The organism is Virgibacillus oceani (assembly GCF_014638995.1).
GTDB classification, from domain to species: Bacteria; Bacillota; Bacilli; order Bacillales; family Amphibacillaceae; genus Virgibacillus_E; species Virgibacillus_E oceani.
Genome location: NZ_BMFR01000002.1, coordinates 286328 through 306320, shown reverse-complemented (window position 1 = coordinate 306320; position 19993 = coordinate 286328). Strand labels below are relative to the sequence as shown.

Here is a 19993-nt window from a genome sequence, read left to right as displayed (position 1 = left end):
AATTATCGGATGAGTATAAATGGAGAATGGATTGGGGAAGGGCTAGATTTACTAGAGGTTGTTAACCCCGCCAATGGTCAAATTGTTGGTACCGTGCCAAATGGTGGAGAAAGGGAAGCTGCACAAGCAATTGAGGCAGCACATCATGCCTTCCTTACATGGTCACAAACAACTGCATATGAACGTGCTGGATATTTAAAGCGTTTACATCAGCTAATGCTAGATAACCAGGAAGAACTCGCGCAATTAATGACCATGGAAATGGGGAAGCCAATTAATGAATCCAGAGGAGAGGTCAATTACGCTGCTTCATTTATTGAGTGGTTCGCCGAGGAAGGAAAACGAGTGTATGGTGAAACGATTCCTTCACACGCAGGGAGTAAGCGGCTGCAGGTATGGAAGAAGCCTGTTGGTGTTGTTGCTGCAATCACACCCTGGAATTTTCCAGCAGCAATGCTAACACGCAAAATAGGGCCAGCACTCGCGGCAGGTTGTACCGTGATTATGAAGCCGTCGGGTGAAAGTCCTTTATCGGCTGTTAAACTGATGGAGTTATGTGAGGAAGCAGGATTTCCAAAAGGTGTCGTCAACCTGGTCACAGGCTCATCATCCAAAATAGCTAAAGCAATTATGGACGATGCAAGGGTTCGTAAAATTACGTTTACTGGATCAACAGAGGTTGGCAAAATTTTAATCAGGCAAAGTGCAGAACAGGTAAAACGATTGTCATTAGAACTAGGAGGGCATGCCCCGTTAATTGTTTTGGATGACGCGAACGTTGATTTGGCAGTTAAAGGCGTTATGGCATCCAAATTCAGAAATGCCGGTCAAACATGTATTTGCGCAAACCGTATTTATGTCCAGGCGGGTATTTATAATGATTTTGTAGAAAAATTTGCTGAAGCAGTTAAGAAATTACAGGTTGGTAACGGCGCAAGTGAAGAGGTCGATATTGGGCCATTGATCAATCAGGCCGGATTGGATAAGGTGAACCATCATGTACAGGATGCACTATCGAAAGGTGCGGCGGTTGTAACAGGGGGAGAGCCTATTACAAAAGATGGGGGTGTATTCTTTGCACCTACCGTAATCAAGGATGTGGATCAATCGATGGTCGTGATGCAAGAGGAAACATTCGGTCCAGTAGCACCCGTTCAAAAAATTGCATCAGAGGCTGAAGCAGTTAAGTTGGCTAATGATACACCATATGGTTTGGCCGCCTATGTTTTCACTGAAAATGTTGCGAGGGGGACACGAGTAATCGAACAGCTTAATTTCGGCATAGTTGGCTGGAATGATGGTGCTCCTTCAGCTGCTCAAGTTCCTTTTGGCGGAATGAAGGAGAGCGGCATTGGCCGTGAGGGTGGACACGAAGGAATCGATGCATTTGTAGAATCGCAATACGTTTCAATTGGAATGGAGTAAATTGGAGAAGGGATTGTGGTCTTATTGAAAGAGATTATTCAAACCGGAAATGCTCCCAAGCCAAGTGGTCCGTATTCGCAAGGCGTAAAAGCTGGCGAATTTATATTTGTGTCAGGTATGGATGGCGTACATCCGAATGGAGAATTGGCAGGAGATACGATTGCATCACAAGCAGCAGCTAGCCTGGAAAATATCAAACATGTTTTAGCAGAAAAAGGTGCAAGGCTATCCGATATTGTTCATGTTTCGTGTCATTTATCTGAATTAAATCAAGAGAATGTTAATGAGTTTAACAGGGTTTATGCTACCTACTTTGAAGACGTTGAGGTAAAACCTGCACGTATTACTGTTGGCAGTCAGCTGCTGGGAGTAAAAGTAGAAATTACCGCTATTGCATCCGTGAATTAATCCACTGTGAAGGGAGTTGAAGTGACTCTCTTCTTTTTAATAAGGGGGGATTGTTGTGGTTACGAAAAATAAGGCAATACTGATTCGGACGAAAGGGATTTCCAAGCAGCTTGTTGAGTGGCGGCGAACCCTTCATCGGTTCCCGGAGCTAAGTTTTCAGGAATTGGAAACATCAAGCTTTGTCGCTGACAATTTGAGAAAAATTCCCGGCATGCATGTGGAGGTTGGGGCAGGATATCAAACGGCAGTTGTTGGTACACTTTCGTCCGGTTCTGGCCCGGCAATTGCTGTTCGTGCAGATATGGATGCATTGCCAATTCAAGAGGAAAATAATCATGACTATAGATCCATCCATGACGGTGTGATGCACGCGTGTGGACACGATGCCCATACCGCAATTGTGTTAGGTGTCGCAAATTTACTGGGTGAAAGTTTTCAAGCAGGTGAAATTCAAGGTACTGTAAAATTTTTGTTTCAGCCTGCTGAGGAAATGGCGGATGGATTTGGTTCAACCGGTGCTCCGTATATGATTCAGGCAGGTGCATTAGAAGATGTGGATTGTGTAATGGCGCTCCATATGAGCCCGGAGAACCAGCTTGGCGAGGTGCGTGTTCATGATGGTTATAGTATGGCAAATGTGGATGTGTTTGAAGCAAAAGTTATTGGAACAGGCGGGCATGGCGCTTATCCACATCTTGGCACAGATCCAATATGGATGCTCGGTCCCGTATTACAGGCATTGCACGGTATTGCGGCGAGACGCGTATCTCCTTTAGACCCTGCTGTGATTAGTATTGGCACTATTCGAGGTGGTGCTGCCAGCAATGTTATTCCATCTGAGGTAGTGATTAGCGGAACAATCCGCAGCTATCATCCTAACGTTCGGAAATTACTGCATACTGAATTAGACAAGGCATTTTCCTTGGTTAGTGCATTGGACGGTAAATACGAATTAACGATTACACCCGAGGATCCGGCACTTAAAAACGATCCAGGTGTTAATAGCTTAATTAGGGCAACGATTAAAGATCTTTACCCGCACTATACTGTGTTTGAAACTCCCTTTGGCTTAGGCGGGGAGGATTTTGCTCATATGACCCAGGCTGTACCGGGGGCGATGTTCTTTCTCGGCTGTGCTGTTGGGGACGGAGAGAATCGGGATTTGCACACACCACATTTTGATATCGATGAACGTGTATTGCCTGTTGGCGTTTCTATTTTGACAGAAGCAGCAAGACGGTTTTTGGCAGCTGAATAGTGAAGGACGCGGTAATTTGGATAGGACCGAAATACCGGAATGGAACGCTTAACCAATTGGAGTGTATGGAAAATAATAGAAAATGGGTGCGTAACCACCGGGAATGAATAAAATGCCATAGGGGGGAATAGAATGGCAGAAAAACCAATTGCCTTGCGTGACATATGGAGGGCACGTAAGCGGATTTCATCTATCGTACAGAAATCCCCTTTAATATATTCTAAAGCATTATCCGAGTATGCAGGGACCTCAGTTTACTTAAAACTGGAAAATTTGAATGTCAGTGGTTCGTTTAAAATCAGGGGAGCAGCGAACAAGATTTTGAGTCTGACGCCGGAGGAACGGCAACATGGTGTAACGACCTTTTCTACAGGGAATTTCGGAATGAGTGTTGCATATATTGCCAAAAAACTGGGAATTAATGCGACGATTTGTATTTCTAATCGGGTTCCAAGAGTGAAAGTGGAACAATTGAAACGTTCAGGTGCAAAGATAGAAATTTTTGGTGTGTCACAGGATGATGCTGAGAAGCGGAGCTATGAGCTGGAAAAGGAGTGTGGCCAAACAGTTATTCATCCGTTTGACGATCCATACATTATTGCAGGGCAAGGTACGATTGGTCTGGAGTTACTGGAGGATTTACCTGAAGTGGATACTGTAATCGCGGGTTTATCCGGTGGTGGTCTGCATTCTGGATTAGGGGTTGCATTGAAATCGACCGATCCCTCGATTCAGGTTGTTGGCCTGTCAACCGAACGAGGGGCAACGATGTATGAGAGTATCCAGGCTGGAAAACCGATTACAATGGAGGAACAGGATACATTAGCTGATAGTTTGCTAGGAGGAATAGGTCTTAACAATCAATATACATTTGATATGGTTCAGCGTTATGTTGATGAAATCTTTTTAATGAATGAGGCTGAGATTGCTGAAGGCATGGCATTCATGCTTGATAAACATCAGATGGTAATTGAAGGTGCTGCAGCAACAGGGATTAGTGCAATTTTACATGATAAAGTTCGACTAGGTTCTCATGTGGCAGTTGTAATCACTGGCAGCAGTGTCGACACGTCCGTCATATTGGATATAGCAGAGAAATATAAATCCAAAATCCCAGAATGATTGATATTTATAATTGAGGGAGGTTTTAATTTGAGTAAAATGCTTTATAACGACAAAATTATGGAGCGGGAGAACCTAATCGATATAGAAGACCGGGGCTATCAATTTGGTGATGGAATCTATGAAGTAATCGGTGTCTACGATGGAAAACCGCTGATGCTGGATGAACATTTGGGACGGTTAGAGAGAAGTGCTAAAGAGGTTCAGCTTACATTACCAGATTCGATTGGTGACTTGAAAAATAAATTGCTAGAGTTAGTCGCGGGAAACGAATTGGCTGAAGGCATTATCTATATGCAGGTTTCAAGGGGAACAGCGGCAAGGTGGCATGAGTTTCCGAAAGCAGATGTATCTCCAGTTACTGTAGCATATACAAGAGCGGAGGACAGAATGACAGATGTTGAAAATGAGGGAGCAGCAGCAGTACTCACAGAAGATATACGCTGGTTACGGTGCGATATAAAAACACTTAATTTGCTTCCAAATGTTCTGGCAAAGCAAAAGGCAGTGGAAAATAATGCAATTGAAGCTATACTCCACCGTGGCGAAACGATCACGGAGGCAAGTGCCTCAAACGTGTTTATGGTTAAAGACGGTGAAATATGGACCCACCCAGCTAACAACTTTATTTTGAATGGAATTACAAGGCGAAAAGTACTTCAATTATGTGATGAATTAAATTTGAAGATAAAAGAAGCTACGTTTACGGTTAATGAGTTGCTGGATGCGGATGAAGTTTTTATAACGGCAACTAAGTTGGATGTTGTACCAATTTTAAAAGTTGATAACCACATGATTGGGACAGGTATTCCGGGAGAAGCAACGAAAAAAGTTTTACAGGCATTTCGTTCACTCTATCAACAAAATGTAAAGAAACGGTCATAAGTAAAATTAAAAATAATTAACCACTGGGGGGACAGTACTGTGCTGCAATCATTACGTTTATCATCTTATAGCCCAACTATTGCAGAAATTGATCTGAAAGCTTTTAGAAAGAATATACAGGTGTTAAAAAAGCATACGAAAAACAATCTCTTGTTAGCGGTCATTAAAACAAATGCATACGGGCACGGTATTGTTCCAATTGGGCATGAAGCAATTAAAGCGGGGGCGGACCGTCTTGGTGTGAGTACAGTTGAAGAGGGTGCAATGCTCCGTGAAAGTGGTATTACTGCACCCATTCATATTTTGAGTACCATTTCTCCAATGCAGGTAGCTGACGTTATTACATATAGCCTGGTAGCTTCGATTTCCTCTTTGCAGCTTGCTAAAGAACTCAGCAGGGAAGCGACACTAAAGAACCGTATCATTCCTGTACATTTGAAAATAGATACAGGTCTTCACAGATTTGGGGTCGACCCGGACAATGCTATAGACTTTTGCACGACATGCTATCATCAGCCAGGACTGAATTGGGAAGGAATTTACACACATTTCTCACGAGCCGATGAGGGGGATTGGGTGACGACCGGGAAACAATTTGCATTATTTATGGGCACTGTTCAGGAACTGAAAAATGCTGGATTCACTTTTTCCATTCACCATGTTGGGGGCTCAACCATTACAATTGAAAGGGAAGATATGCGGCTTGACATGATAAGGCCCGGGATTGCTTTATTTGGCTATCATCCGGCACTTCGCCAACGGAATATTGCTCCATTAAAATCGGTTATGAAATTAAAGTCGCAGCTTCTCCAGATAAGGGAGCTTCCACCGAATACAGCAGTTGGTTACGGTGGAAATTATGTAACTACATCAACTGAAAAGATAGCAGTTGTTCCGATTGGTCTTGGTGATGGCTACAAAAGATCATTTTCAAATAACGGAGAAATGCTGGTAAAAGGGATAAGGGCAAAAATTGTTGGGACTGTTTCCCTTGACCAAACGTTAATTGATGTTACCCATATTCCTGGTGTTGAAGTTGGGGATGAAGTTGTTGTAATGGGGAAACAAGGGAATGATGAAATTACTGCACGTGAAATGGCAGGCTGGATGAATAGTATTGTCGATGAAGTACTGGCTAGCATGACGCAACGAATTCGACGTGTGTATGTGTAATAAAGTTTATGTCTACCGAAAGAACATAATAAAATAACCTATTAGAAAAATAACAATTTAAGCGATTAAGGAGGTCACAGATGAAAACGTTCAATATTGCATTAATACCAGGTGATGGAATTGGACCAGAGGTTGTGGCAGAAGGTGTAAAAGTTTTAAAAGCGATTGAAAAACTGGATTCCAGCATCTCATTTACCTTCACGATGTTCCCATGGGGATGTGAGTACTATATTGATAACGGTAAAATGATGGACGATGATGGTATCGACAAACTAAAGACTTTTGATGCTATTTATCTAGGTGCTGTCGGTTATCCTGGGGTTCCAGACCATATTTCATTATGGGACCTTTTGTTAAGGATTAGAAAAGAATTTGATCAATATGTAAATTTGCGTCCCGTTACACTTTTAAACCAATCGTTGACACCATTGAAATCGAAAATGGAAAAAGATATTGACTTCCTTGTAATCCGAGAAAATAGTGAAGGTGAATATGCTGGTGCGGGAGAACGATTATTCAAAGGAAATCAGGAAGAAGTAGTATTGCAAACAGGGGTGTTCACAAGGAAAGGTACAGAGCGGATTATACGTTATGCATATGAAGAAGCAAGTAAATCGAACAGGACATTAACGAGCATTAGTAAAGGTAACGCATTGAATTATTCCATGGTTTTCTGGGATGAAGTTTTTGATGAGATAGGAAAAGAATATCCTGATGTGAAGACGTATTCGTATCTTGTTGACGCTGCCAGTCTGTATTTTGTTACAGATCCGAAAAAGTTTGAAGTCGTTGTTACTTCTAATCTTTTTGGTGACATATTAACTGATCTTGGTGCTGCACTTACCGGCGGGCTTGGGCTTGCGACTGGAGCAAATATTAATCCTGAAAAAGACTTTCCTTCCATGTTTGAGCCTGTACATGGTTCTGCCCCGGATATAGCTGGAAAAGGGATTGCTAATCCGATTGCGGCAATTTGGTCTGTCAGTCAGATGCTCGACTTTTTTGGAGAGAAAGAATGGGGAGAAGCTGTGCTTTCCTGCATTAAAGATATGCTAAAAGAAACAATGCAGCTAACACCTGATTTAGGCGGCAGTGCATCAACGGGAGAGGTCGGTGACAGGTTTGTCGAGTTGTTAAATGAATATGCAGACACTGAAATTTTTACTAACTAGTTTGCAAGAGAGAGTGCAATCAGGCATGCACTCTTTCTTAATATGCCTCTATTCCAAGTGATACAGCCAGATTTTCCAAGGTAATCCTTCTACCTCAAACTGCTGTTCCAATTGAAGACCAATCGCAGCATGATTCTCAATAGGCAAAGCAGAAAAAACGTACTTGCCGCCCAATTCTTTTAAAGCATCCGTATTAATATCAAGATTATGAATTACTTTATCACTTTTTTTGGTAAACATATAATGCTTTCCTAATTCGCTTACATACATATATGCCCTGCTGCCCCATGTGTCGTAGTAATTTTTTAATTTAAGATTTTTCTCAAGCTCGGGTGCAATAATTTCCCGGAACTTGAATTTATAGGCAAGCGGGTAGCTGGTGTTGTATGTATCAAGTGTATAAAATCCATTATATTGCGCAATTGTTGGATGAAGTCCAATGCTTACCACACGATAACTTGATTGGTTCTTTCCGATATAATCCTCAATGTTCTGGAATAATTCCTCTGCATAAAATTCCTTAAATGTTGGTGTACCTATCTTGCTATACTTGTTTTCCTCATTCAATTGAAATAGCAAGAAGCATTGGACGATGATTAATATGCTAATGAATGGCTTGGCAAATTTTAAATGCTTCCATAAAATAGCTAATCCAATAGCAAAACAAATATACCAAATAGCTGGATCAAAAAAGTGGATACGGCTAAAGTTAAACGTATTAGCAACCATGAAATGATCTTTAATCACACGCAATCCTTCCCAGTACCACAACGCATACCAAAAAGAAAGGATTATATTGGCAATGAAAAGGATCACAAGCTTGAGGGGTTTCAAATTATGGTATGCAGCGACTAACAGCGCGAGTCCAATAACAGGGAGAATAATCGCGTAATGGATTGACATATCATGTGTATGTCCATTGACGAAATTATCCACGAATAAGTCTAACGTACCAGACAAATTCTTATGTCCAAGATCATTTTCATTGCGATGAGAAGTAAAGCCGCTATTAAAGAACATCGCATATATAAGCAAATAGTTTTTAATTATAAAAATTGCTGTCATTCCAGCAATTGCTGCGAAAAATGTACCATTAAAGTGCCTCATGCGAATCCAGTCAATCAACCAGAATAATCCCATTAGACTTAAGAAAAACACAAACGTTAAAATAAAATTGGAGAAGAACGGAATGATAAATAAAACAACCCAGTAATAGCTGGGGGCTGCTCTTCCCATCTTTCTGATTGACAGAAATAGGTGAAGAGCTAACGGTAACCCTGCAATTGATAAGAGTCCGGATGGCCAATAAGGCAGCAGTGCAAATGCCAATGCCGAACCAACAGTTATTAATGGAAGTTTATCATCACGGAATACATGGTTTTTTAACAGTAAATACATACCAAAGAAAGCGGTAAATCTCATAATTGTTTGACCGATTGCATAGGCGGTCATAGGCTTAAAAATTACATATAGCCATACCATTGCATCAAGAGCGGACGGAAGAGAGCTTCTCGGCAAACCATTTATAACGTTCGGTATCGTTACGTCTGTCAGGGAAAATATCTGTCCACTTTCAGCAAGTAATTTATACCAAACAATATTTGAATCCAGATTGTCGTGAACTCTGATGTGGGTATCTTCGCCCAGAATATAGTAAGGCATTAGGTAAGCAAGGATAATGAGGCATGCGAAACAGATATATTTATGGTTGGTAAAATGTTTGTATAGTGCTGACCACATGATCGATTGCCTCTTCTCCTATTCCGTAATATAAAGGTAGACGCAGTAATCGCGCGCTTTCGGTTGTAGTGTATTGGTCCATGCCAATAAATTCACCGTATTTTTCACCTGCATGTGAGGTGTGTAATGGAACGTAATGGGACACCGCCATGATATTGTTTTCATATAAAAAGCGGATAAGCTGATCGCGTTCATTTTCATCCTTTGTTTTGATATAAAACATATGTGCATTATGCTTGCAATGATCCGGTACGTAGGGAATTGCTATTGAATCAACTGTTTTTAATGTATCTTCATATTGTCTCCATGATTGGATGCGGTTTTCATTTATGGAATCTGCATGCTGAAGCTGTACATAAAGGTAGGCCGCATTCAGATCACTCAATAAAAAGGATGAGCCAATATCACGCCATGTATATTTATCGACCATTCCTTTCTTAAACTGCGATCGGTTTGTGCCTTTTTCTTGTATTATCTCAGCACGTTCGACAGCTGATGAATCATTAATAATTAAAGCACCACCTTCACCACAAGTATAATTTTTTGTTTCGTGAAAGCTAATGGTACCAAAATGTCCAATGGATCCTAATGGTTTACCCTTATATGTGCTTAATAACGCCTGGGCAGCATCTTCAATGACCCATAAATCATGTCTGTAGGCAATATCCATTATTGCGTCCATATCACATGCAATTCCAGCATAGTGTACAACAACTACAGCTTTTGTTCGTTCTGTTATGGCAGCTTCGATTTTCCCTGGATCAATGTTCAGTGTATCTGGTGTAACGTCGACAAATCGAATTTTCGCACCTCTAATTGCGAAGGCATTTGCTGTTGATACAAACGTATACGACGGCATGATCACTTCATCGCCGGTACCGACTTCCGTTAACAATGCAGTCATTTCCAATGCCGCAGTACACGATGGAGTCAATAATGCCCTTTCGCATGACAATCGATTTTCCAGCCAATCAGAACATTTCTTTCCAAATGGACCGTTACCTGCTAGTTTACTTGAAGATATTGCTTCATTGATTGCTGCTTCCTCTACTCCGATTGCACATGGCTTATTAAACGGAATCATTGTTATCACCTCATAAAGACTGACTTGTCACGATTATGCCTAAAACAATGAGCGACAAACCTGCTATCTTCTGAATTGTTACTGGTTCCTGAAATAACACCACTGAAAGTAAAAAAACAAGAACAAACGACAGGCTCATAAATGGATAGGCATAACTGATATTAAATTTAGTCATTGCCGCCATCCAAAATAGGGATGCTACAAATGCCGATAGAAACCCAGATAAAATGATTGGATCAAGCAGCAGCTGCAGCAGAAACACAAGCTTATCCTTCCATCCATCTGGAAGACTGCCCGCTTTGTCAATTTTCCACTTCAAAATTAATTGTCCATAAACAGTAAAAAAGATGGTGCCGAAAATATATGCGTACCCCATTACAGCACTTCCGATGGCGATGGGCCAGTTAATTTATGGTATACATCAATCGTATTTGTCAATTTAAACCCAAGTGAATAAAACAGATTCAGGGATGCAACGTTTGCTGCAGAAATGGATGTTCTTAATTTTTGGTTACCGAGCTTAAATTGCTCTTTGCATCCTTGACTTGTAAATGTTTTGGCAAGTCCTTTATTGCGAAATTGTTCTTTAATTCCTAGTAACAGTACTTTGTCGTCTTCAAAAGCATAAAATCCTGCTAACCTATTCTCGAAATAAAGACCAAATAGCTGCTCCTTTTCATGTAAATCCTTTACCCAGTTTAAATAGCGCAAATCAGCTAAGGATGAAGCTATGTGAAAATCGCGATGAAATCGGCCATGCATGAATGCTTCCTCTGCAATGTCAAAGACCTCCTGGGCATTATATTCTTGTGAAATGAAGGTATTTTCATGCTCAAAGTAACGCAGGTTTTCTTTTTTGCAAACTGGTTCAATCAACGTATCCATATAATAAAAACCGTGTGCTAATAGTTCTTTTGGATTCTCTAATGGGTTTACCTTCAGGGTGAAATGCCCTTCGTGTTTATCTGTTTCCTGAAGCGCATCTTCTCCTGACGAGGTGACTTCATAGGTGTTGATATTAAAATTCCGCTTATCCCACGGGGTAGGTCTTAAATAAGTCATTAGATGATCAGCTCCGTTTGTCAAATTCATTTATTTCATCAGTCGTCTCTCGTATTAGATAAAGTGGTCTGCCCTTCGTTTCGTTAAATACTTTTCCGATATATAATCCAAGGACACCAATGTTAAAAAATATTAACCCTCCAATAAAGTAAATCGAGACCATAACACTGGTCCAGCCTTGAACAGGTTCCGCTAAGAAAAAATACCGTGCAAATAAATACACACCGTAAATGAACGATGCAAACGCGATTAAAAAGCCAAATTGGATAGATAATCGAAGCGGTTTATTGGATTGAGAAATAATTGCATCGGTAGCCAGCTTTATCAGTTTTTTTACATTATAAGACGTTTTTCCAGTCTTTCTGGCATTGTGTTCGACGTGTACCGTAGCTGTATTAAACCCCATCCATTGGATAAACAGCGGGAAAAAACGGTTTTGCTCCTTCATTCTGCGAAAGCTCTTAATTACTTTTTTTGCGCTAATGCTGTAATTGGCAATCGTGTGATCGGACTTGCTGCCTGCAAAATAATCGTAGACACGATAAAAGAATTGAGAAGATTTCCGTTTCAGCAAGCTGTCCTGCCGCTCCATTCGTTTGCCAAAAACAACTTCATATCCTTCTTGAGCTTTGTTATATAATGTTCTAATTTCTTCTGGGCGGTCCTGAAGATCACAATCCATTACAACGACCCAGTCTCCGTCGGCATAATCAAGACCTGCTGTTATCGCGTGATGCTGACCAAAATTCCTGGCAAGGTCAATCCCCCTGATTCGTTTATCATCCACACTTAATTGTTTGATTATCTCCCAAGCATTATCTGGACTTGCATCGTTTACTAAGATTATTTCCAGTTGGGCTGGAATTTTTTCAATGGTGATTGCAACACGGCTGCAAAGCTCTTTCAAACAGCTATTACAACCGTAAACCGGGACTACTACAGAAATTAAAGGGTAATGTTGTTCCATTGTTCTGCATACCAATCTACTGTTTGATAAAGTCCTGACTTAAATGTTATATCTGGTTTCCAGCCCAATGTCTGTCTTAATTTTGTGTCATCAACGGCATATCTCCTATCATGACCTTGGCGATCCACGGTAAATGTAATTAAATCCTTAAAACTTTCAATTGCAACTTCTGATTTGATTTCCGGTTTTAATAAATCGAGTATTTCACAAACTTCCATTGCAAGTTCAACATTTGTCCGTTCATTGCCACCGCCAATATTATACGTCTCAAGGGTTTTCCCATGATGAAAGATGAGCTCCAATGCACGGCAATGGTCCATAACATAAAGCCAATCCCTTATATGTTTGCCATCTCCGTAAATGGGTATTGGCTTCAATTCAAGTGCTTTTGAAATTATTGTGGGAATGAGTTTCTCGGAATGCTGTTTTGGTCCGAAATTATTTGAACTGCTAGAGATAACAACATCCATTCCATACGTATGGCCAAAGCTCTTCACTAGCAAATTGGCACCAGCTTTTGATGCACTGTATGGGTTGCGAGGGTCATATAACGTATATTCGTGAAATTTCCCCGTTGCACCTAAGGACCCATAGATCTCATCAGTTGATATTTGGTGAAATCGTCTATTTGTCAGCACGCCTTGTTTTTCCCAAGTATTCCTTGCTGCCTGAAGAAGAACATTCGTACCTAACACATTTGTTTCAATAAATGCTTTTGGGTTTTGGATAGACCTGTCAACGTGAGATTCAGCGGCAAAATTTATAACTCCCAAGATATCAAAGCTTGTGAAAACCTCATTAACTGCTTTTTCATCTGCAATATCACCTTTAATAAAGTGATAGGTATCAAGATTTTCCACCTCATTGAGATTGTTTGTCAATCCTGCATATGTGAGTTTATCAAAATTTATTAGCTGCTGTTCCGGATACTTATTCAAAAAATATGTGATAAAATTTGAACCGATAAATCCTGCACCACCGGTTACAAGGAGTGTTGGCTGTCGGTTATTCATTTTCTACCAGTCCTAACATCGGATTGCGGTCAATAGCTTCCCAATACTGCTGTGTATGTTTCCGGTCGGCAATTTCCAGCAAGTACTTTCCATAATCATTCTTTTCCATTGATTTTCCTTTTTTGAATAAAGTCTCTTTATCGATATACCCCATGTAATAAGAGATTTCCTCAAGACAAGCAAGTTTAAAACCTTGACGCTGCTGAATATTTTTTACAAATTCTGCTGCATCAAATAAAGATTCATGTGTACCGGCATCCATCCAGGCGAACCCTCTGCCCAACAATTGAACATCCAATTGACTGCGTTTCAAATATTCCTTGTTCAGATCCGTAATTTCAAGTTCACCTCGTTTGGAAAAACTGAGTTTTCTTGCGAAGTCAATACATCGATTGTCATAAATGTATAATCCCGTCACAGCAAAGTCGGATTTCGGTTCTTCTGGCTTTTCCTCTAACGATATTACCTTCTTAAGATGATCGAACTCTACTACTCCGAAACGTTCAGGGTCCTTAACCCGATAACCAAATACAGTAGCATAGTGATGATTTTTTATTGCCTTCCTTAACAGAGTTGTGAAGCCTTGCCCATAAAAGATATTGTCGCCAAGAATTAGTGTGACATCATCATTTCCAATAAAGTCTTCCGCGATAATAAATGCCTCTGGAATCCCATTTGGCTCTGACTGCTCCTTATAGGTAAGTGAAATTCCAAAAGCTGATCCATCGCCAAGCAATTCCTCAAATCTTGGTCTGTCATACGGTGTGCTGATAATCATAATTTCCTTCATTCCGCCTAGCATTAAAACAGATAATGGATAGTAAATCATTGGTTTATCATAAACTGCTAACAGATGTTTGTTGATGCTGTTTGTACTTGGGGATAATCTGCTGCCGCTACCGCCGGCAAGAATAATGCCCTTCATGAATACCACTCCTGGACCTAATTATTTGGTAAACTTCATTTATAACGCTATTACCCAAATTGGTGAAAATAATCTTACAATTTCTTTTCATTTGTGTTATCAAGATATTAAGTTCATATTTCCCTGATAAATTTATTAATTTCACTTTTAATAATTAATATTCCTTTATATTCCAGAAATAATTCATTATCGTATTTGCTGGATGTAATGTCTTTACTGATTGTTATCAGCATTTACCATTCATTATACAAATTACATAAACTGCGAGAACTAAGAATTATACGCATAAAAAATATTCTTTATTCATATATTCATAAGTTGTTATTCTGGAATATTCCAACATCCAAGCGCATACAATGACCAAGTAAAAAACGGTTTAATATTTTCCAAGGGAGGATGAAACACTTTGTGTGGAATCACAGGTATGGTTAATTGGCAGAAAGACGTTAGGGCTGAACGAACTGCATTACAGGGAATGACGGATACATTGACATTGCGAGGACCAGATGATTCACAGCTTTGGTTTGATCAACATGTTTGCTTTGGACACAAAAGACTTGCAGTTGTTGATCTTGACGGCGGTAAGCAGCCGATGTTGAAGGAAAAGAATGGCATTACGTACACACTTGTTTATAATGGTGAACTTTACAACACAGAGGAATTAAGAAGTGAATTACGTAATAGAGGGTATTCATTTAGAACATCATCAGATACTGAAGTTTTATTAACCGCTTATATCGAATGGAAAGAGCAATGTGTTGATTATTTAAATGGAATATATGCATTTGGTGTTTGGGATGATGGTAAAGAACAACTATTTATGTCTCGCGATCGACTAGGTGTAAAGCCGCTATTTTTTTTGGAAGAATCGGGATGCTTTATTTTCGGGTCTGAATTAAAAGCGATACTGGCACATCCTACTGTGAGATCAGAGGTTGATCGTGATGGACTTTCAGAAATATTTGGATTAGGTCCATCACGGACACCTGGTCACGGATTATTTAGGGGTGTTAAAGAATTGAGAGCAGGACATTCCTTAACTTTTTCCAAAAATGGTTTAAATGTTTGGAGATACTGGAATGTTCAAAGTAAAGAGCATCATGATTCTATTGAAGAAACATCAGAAAAGGTAAGAGAGTTATTTGTTGATGCTGTTAAAAGGCAATTAGTTGCGGATGTACCAGTATCAACGTTTTTATCTGGGGGATTGGATTCGAGTGCCATTACTGCAATTGCAGCTGACTATTTCAAAGCGAATGGTAAGGGTTCGCTTGCTACTTTTTCAATCGATTATGAGGGAAATGATCAACATTTTGAAGTGAGCAAGTTTCAGCCTTCCAGCGACAAACCCTGGATTCAGAAGATGGTAAGCAGCTTTTCGACTGATCATCATGATGAAGTTATATCTGGAGAAGACTTAGCACATTTTTTAAGAGAAGCGGTTGAATTACGTGATCAGCCTGGAATGGCCGATATTGATTCCTCGCTATTATGGTTTTGCCGGCAAATTAAGCAGCATACGACAGTTAGCTTGTCAGGCGAATGTGCCGATGAAATATTTGGCGGATATCCATGGTTTCATGACCCGCCTAAAGCAAAGGATAATGATTTTCCCTGGGTGACATCATTGGAATCAAGAATTAATTTGCTTCATCCGGAGTGGCAAAAGAAATTAAATTTAAAAGAATATGTACATGATCGTTATCAGGAAACAATTAATGAAACTCCCCGTTTAGATGGTGAAAACGAGAAGGATGCACGCAGGCGTGAACTTTTTTATTTAAATATGCATTGGTTTATGGCTCAATTGTTAGATCGTAAGGACCGGATGAGTATGGGGGCTAGTCTAGAAGTAAGGGTTCCATTTGCCGATCATAAATTAGTTGAATACGTCTGGAACGTACCATGGGACATCAAAACGTTGCATGGCAGGGAAAAAGGTATATTACGAAAAGCATTAGAAGGAATGCTGCCAGATGAAATTTTATATCGCAAAAAGAGTCCTTACCCGAAAACGTTTCAGCCAATGTATACGAGAGAGACAGTAAAGTGGATGAACGAAATATTAGCAGACAAAAATGCACCCCTATTTGAATTTTTGAATCGCGATAAAGTAGGGGAAATTGTAAGAAATGAAGGGAAGGAATTTAAGGATCCATGGTATGGCCAGTTAATGAAAGGACCACAGCTCATTGCCCATTTATGCCAGATTGATTACTGGATGAGAAAGTATAATGTAACGGTTCGGGACTAACGAAAATAATAATAAAACAAATAAATAGGTCAAAATCTCCATTAAATTAATCCTCGAATTAGCGTACGATTAACCTAATTATAAAGTCTTCTTCAAATCAAGGTCAATTATATCCTGAGGAGTGAGCGCATGACCCAGAAGCTTGCTATTGCGATACTTCACGGCGCAGGTACACCAAAAGAAAATTTTGCAGAAGAAATGATTCAATCAATATCGAAACGTTTTGCTGAAAAATTGCACACGAAAAATACCGAACAGTCATTGGTATTTGAACCTGTATTCTGGTCATCTATTTTTGAACGCGAACAAGAGGAACTATGGGAGAGAGTACAGCGGAATGCGGAATTGGATTTCACTTATTTACGGCGATTTGCGATTGAATTTCTTGCAGATGCAATTGCATATCAGCCGACAACAATAGGTAATCAGAATTATGATAAGGTCCATTCTTTTTTTGCAGAATCTCTCAGAAGGTTAAAGAAAAAAGCAGGATCAAAAGCCCCGTTATGTGTGATCAGCCATAGTCTCGGCTCCATAATTGCAAGTAATTATTTTTTTGATATGCAGTATCGGCAGGGAAGCTTAGGTGATCTCACGAAAAATATTGTTGAAGATACACCATTAGAAAAAGGAGACACATTAACACTTTTCTATACAATGGGAAGTCCTATGGCATTGTGGTCGCTCCGTTATATTGATTTTGGCTCGCCAATAAGTGTCCCTTCACCATTATTGAACAACTATTACCCAAATTTAAAAGGTGAGTGGTTAAATTTCTACGATAAGGATGATGTCCTTTCGTTTCCGCTTAAAGCCTTGAATGATATTTTTCAAACGCATGTGACTGATGATGTAGCGGTGAACGCCGGCGGTTTATTGACGAGCTGGAATCCGCTCTCCCATATTAAATATAGTTCTGATAATGATGTCATTGAACCAATTGTTGATGGTTTGATAAGAACCTGGGATGAAATTAATAGCTGATGTTACATTGTGTAATGCTGTTTACAAAAAAGTTTATTGATTGTTCGCAGCAGACGTAAACTGCGAGGTAAATTTTGCATTTTATGTTGCTCTTTGACCCCGCAGCCCGTATACACTCCGCTTTCCGTGGGCGGCTGATGAGCCTCCTCACGCTGACGCGCTCCGGGGTCTCACCGATGCCTCATCTCCCACAGGAGTCTCCGTGTATACGGGCTGCTAGTAGGAATGAATATGCTTTTTTTATTTCCTCATCCCTATAAACGTATGAAGTTATAAAATATCACATTAGTGTATTTCCGAAACGATATTCTAAGCATTTCATTACGTCGCAGTCTACGGAAACTTGTCAGCATAAGGGCAACAAAATTTGTGGAAATAGCCTGTGTCATTATTTTACAGGTGTAAAGAAGGTTAGTGTTCATAACCTAAGTGAAGAACAGATTTTAACTGTTCAAATTCCCGCTATGGAGTGATCGGTTATGGCTGAAAACAATAATAGCAACAAATTGTTAGTGCCTGGTGCGAAAAATGCAATGGATAACATGAAAGAAGAAATTGCAAATGAATTCGGTGTTCAGCCAGGGGCAGACACTACAGCACGCGAAAACGGATCGGTGGGGGGCGAAATGGTCAAACGAATGATCAAAATCGCCGAATCAAGTATGCAGAATGGAAACAAATAGCATACGGAAAAAGGAACTCTTTTAAAGGGTTCCTTTTTTTGTAAGTATGAAAACTGTAAAAAAACTTGTACAGATCAATCGATGCAATAAAATGGATAGTTTTTTGCTAACGATACATCCTAACTTTATATAATTATTTATATAGTTATTTATAAAGGTGGGACTAGAAGATGAATGTGGCAGATATATTTATTATTATTGGTTTTATCGCTGTTGTCCTTGTGGTTCTTATACTAATAAGTATTGTTGGATATATATTTTTTGTTGATCGCACACAAAAGCAGCATCCAGTACTCCGTAATTATCCTGTAGTGGGGAGAGCACGATACTTTTTTGAAAAAATCGGTCCGGAGCTACGTCAGTATTTTTTCAGCAGTGATCTAGAGGGAAAGCCTTTCTCGCGCTACGATTATACACATATTGTGAAAAAGGCAAAATATAAGCGTGATGTTTTTGGGTTTGGTTCGGAGCGTGATTTTGAAGAACCGGGATATTATATAAGAAATTCAATGTTTCCAAAATTAACCGAAGAATTGAATATGGATAAAGAGGTAAAGGCGACAACCAATCGCTATTTGCTTGTTAAGGACCCCTTATTCACGCAGCGGAAGGAATATTGGGAAGAGCATGAGTCTCCCGTATATTTACTGAAAGAAGAAGATGCAATCGTAGTAGGAGAAAAATGTAAATATCCATTTCGTGCAAGAGGGCAAATAGGTATGTCTGCCATGAGTTATGGGTCGTTGGGTGACCGTGCAATTACTGCATTGTCAGAAGGATTAGGGATTGCTAAAGGAACGTGGATGAATACGGGTGAGGGTGGATTATCTGATTACCATTTAAAAGGCGGGGTCGATATCATCATGCAAATTGGACCGGCGATGTTCGGTGTCAGGGACCGTGAAGGAAACTTTAACTGGGACGAACTGTTAGAAAAGAGTAAAATACCGCAATTGAAAGCCTTTGAAGTGAAATTAGCTCAAGGTGCGAAAACGCGTGGAGGACACCTTGATGGTGAAAAAGTTACAGAGGAAATTGCAAGAATCCGGATGGTTGAACCTTTTAAATCGGTTGATAGTCCAAACCGCTTTCCGGAATTTGACGATTTTCCATCACTATTTGATTTCATAGGACGAATCCGGGAACATACTGGAAAACCAGTTGGAATGAAAATTGTAATTGGGAGTCATTCGGAGGCGGATGAGCTTGCGAAAAATATCAGAGATACGGGTAAAGGGCCGGATTTTATTACGGTTGATGGTGGAGAAGGTGGTACAGGTGCCTCATACCAGGAGCTGGTTGACAGTGTTGGACTACCTATAAAATCTGCATTACCGTTGGTGGATAATGCTTTAAAAAAATATGGAGTACGAGATACAGTAAAAATTATAGCCTCAGGGAAGTTATTTTCCCCTGACAGGGTTGCTATAGCCCTGGCAATGGGAGCTGACCTCGTTAATATCGCGCGTGGTTTTATGATTACTGTGGGGTGTATCCAAACACTTAAATGTTCGTCAAATGCGTGTCCTGTCGGTGTTGCAACAACAGATCCCGAGCTGCAAAAAGCGCTCGTAATCAATGAGAAAAAATACCGCACGGCTAATTACGTGATTACCATGCGTAAGGGGTTGTTTCGTCTAGCGGCAGCTGCTGGGTTAGACTCTCCAGTGCATTTTAAGAGGGAACACGTAGTTTATAAAGATGAAAAAGGAAAAACATGGTCGCTTGATGATATTTATCAGACAATGATTGAGCAGGGTGGAGAAGGTTCGGCGAATGCTTAATAAACGAAGGGCTGAGTAATGGTTATGTTGCTTAGCCCTAATTATATTATATTA

General features: G+C 40.1%; 18 protein-coding genes. 11 read left to right on the top strand and 7 right to left on the bottom strand.

Features of this window, described 5'->3' with window-relative positions; all coding sequences use genetic code 11:
• Positions 1-9: 9 nt before the first annotated feature.
• The 7 genes from IEV74_RS05035 to IEV74_RS05005 all read left to right on the top strand — a co-directional run bounded on the left by IEV74_RS05035 (position 10) and on the right by IEV74_RS05005 (position 7443).
• Positions 10-1425: an NAD-dependent succinate-semialdehyde dehydrogenase gene (locus IEV74_RS05035; protein ID WP_188454314.1), complete on the top strand. Its 1416-nt coding sequence runs from the start codon at positions 10-12 to the stop codon at positions 1423-1425.
• Between the two features lie 15 nt (positions 1426-1440).
• On the top strand, positions 1441-1833 hold the full coding sequence (locus tag IEV74_RS05030) for a Rid family hydrolase (RefSeq protein WP_229683067.1): 393 nt from the start codon (positions 1441-1443) through the stop codon (positions 1831-1833).
• 55 nt (positions 1834-1888) lie between these two features.
• Complete coding sequence (locus tag IEV74_RS05025) at positions 1889-3091, top strand: M20 metallopeptidase family protein (protein WP_188454240.1); 1203 nt, start codon at positions 1889-1891, stop codon at positions 3089-3091.
• A gap of 132 nt (positions 3092-3223) precedes the next feature.
• Positions 3224-4213, top strand: a complete 990-nt coding sequence (gene eutB / locus IEV74_RS05020; RefSeq protein ID WP_188454239.1) for a hydroxyectoine utilization dehydratase EutB — start codon at positions 3224-3226, stop codon at positions 4211-4213.
• A gap of 30 nt (positions 4214-4243) precedes the next feature.
• A complete protein-coding gene (gene dat, locus IEV74_RS05015; protein WP_188454238.1) occupies positions 4244-5098 on the top strand; it encodes a D-amino-acid transaminase in 855 nt (284 codons plus the stop codon).
• A gap of 39 nt (positions 5099-5137) precedes the next feature.
• Positions 5138-6271: an alanine racemase gene (gene alr / locus IEV74_RS05010; protein WP_188454237.1), complete on the top strand. Its 1134-nt coding sequence runs from the start codon at positions 5138-5140 to the stop codon at positions 6269-6271.
• A gap of 80 nt (positions 6272-6351) precedes the next feature.
• Complete coding sequence (locus IEV74_RS05005; RefSeq protein WP_188454236.1) at positions 6352-7443, top strand: tartrate dehydrogenase; 1092 nt, start codon at positions 6352-6354, stop codon at positions 7441-7443.
• Between the two features lie 48 nt (positions 7444-7491).
• Here the strand turns inward: IEV74_RS05005 and IEV74_RS05000 are convergent, their stop codons facing one another.
• The 7 genes from IEV74_RS05000 to rfbA are packed head-to-tail and all read right to left on the bottom strand — an operon-like array spanning position 7492 to position 14234.
• Positions 7492-9105 carry a DUF6044 family protein gene (locus IEV74_RS05000; RefSeq protein WP_308418971.1) on the bottom strand — a complete coding sequence of 538 codons (1614 nt, stop codon included), beginning with the start codon at positions 9103-9105 and terminating at the stop codon, positions 7492-7494.
• Positions 9106-9145: 40 nt separating this feature from the next.
• Positions 9146-10267: a dTDP-4-amino-4,6-dideoxygalactose transaminase gene (gene rffA, locus IEV74_RS04995; protein ID WP_188454234.1), complete on the bottom strand. Its 1122-nt coding sequence runs from the start codon at positions 10265-10267 to the stop codon at positions 9146-9148.
• Positions 10268-10277: 10 nt separating this feature from the next.
• A complete protein-coding gene (locus IEV74_RS04990; RefSeq protein WP_188454233.1) occupies positions 10278-10643 on the bottom strand; it encodes an EamA family transporter in 366 nt (121 codons plus the stop codon).
• Positions 10643-11359 (bottom strand): N-acetyltransferase, encoded by a 717-nt coding sequence (locus IEV74_RS04985; RefSeq protein ID WP_229683066.1) that lies wholly within the window; start codon positions 11357-11359, stop codon positions 10643-10645. The genes IEV74_RS04990 and IEV74_RS04985 overlap by 1 nt, the downstream gene beginning before the upstream one ends.
• Positions 11337-12296: a glycosyltransferase family 2 protein gene (locus IEV74_RS04980; RefSeq protein ID WP_188454232.1), complete on the bottom strand. Its 960-nt coding sequence runs from the start codon at positions 12294-12296 to the stop codon at positions 11337-11339. Before IEV74_RS04980 ends, IEV74_RS04985 begins: the two co-directional genes overlap by 23 nt.
• A complete protein-coding gene (gene rfbB / locus IEV74_RS04975) occupies positions 12275-13309 on the bottom strand; it encodes a dTDP-glucose 4,6-dehydratase (RefSeq protein ID WP_188454231.1) in 1035 nt (344 codons plus the stop codon). Before rfbB ends, IEV74_RS04980 begins: the two co-directional genes overlap by 22 nt.
• Positions 13302-14234 carry a glucose-1-phosphate thymidylyltransferase RfbA gene (gene rfbA, locus IEV74_RS04970; RefSeq protein ID WP_188454230.1) on the bottom strand — a complete coding sequence of 311 codons (933 nt, stop codon included), beginning with the start codon at positions 14232-14234 and terminating at the stop codon, positions 13302-13304. The genes rfbB and rfbA overlap by 8 nt, the downstream gene beginning before the upstream one ends.
• Positions 14235-14640: 406 nt before the next feature.
• Here rfbA and asnB point away from each other — a divergent pair, with 406 nt between their 5' ends.
• The 4 genes from asnB (at position 14641) to IEV74_RS04950 (ending at position 19939) form a co-directional block, all read left to right on the top strand.
• Complete coding sequence (gene asnB / locus IEV74_RS04965; RefSeq protein ID WP_188454229.1) at positions 14641-16488, top strand: asparagine synthase (glutamine-hydrolyzing); 1848 nt, start codon at positions 14641-14643, stop codon at positions 16486-16488.
• A gap of 129 nt (positions 16489-16617) precedes the next feature.
• Positions 16618-17472 carry a chemotaxis protein gene (locus tag IEV74_RS04960; protein WP_188454228.1) on the top strand — a complete coding sequence of 285 codons (855 nt, stop codon included), beginning with the start codon at positions 16618-16620 and terminating at the stop codon, positions 17470-17472.
• 479 nt (positions 17473-17951) lie between these two features.
• Positions 17952-18155 carry an alpha/beta-type small acid-soluble spore protein gene (locus IEV74_RS04955; RefSeq protein ID WP_188454227.1) on the top strand — a complete coding sequence of 68 codons (204 nt, stop codon included), beginning with the start codon at positions 17952-17954 and terminating at the stop codon, positions 18153-18155.
• A gap of 170 nt (positions 18156-18325) precedes the next feature.
• A complete protein-coding gene (locus IEV74_RS04950; RefSeq protein WP_188454226.1) occupies positions 18326-19939 on the top strand; it encodes an FMN-binding glutamate synthase family protein in 1614 nt (537 codons plus the stop codon).
• The last annotated feature ends 54 nt before the right edge of the window (positions 19940-19993 follow it).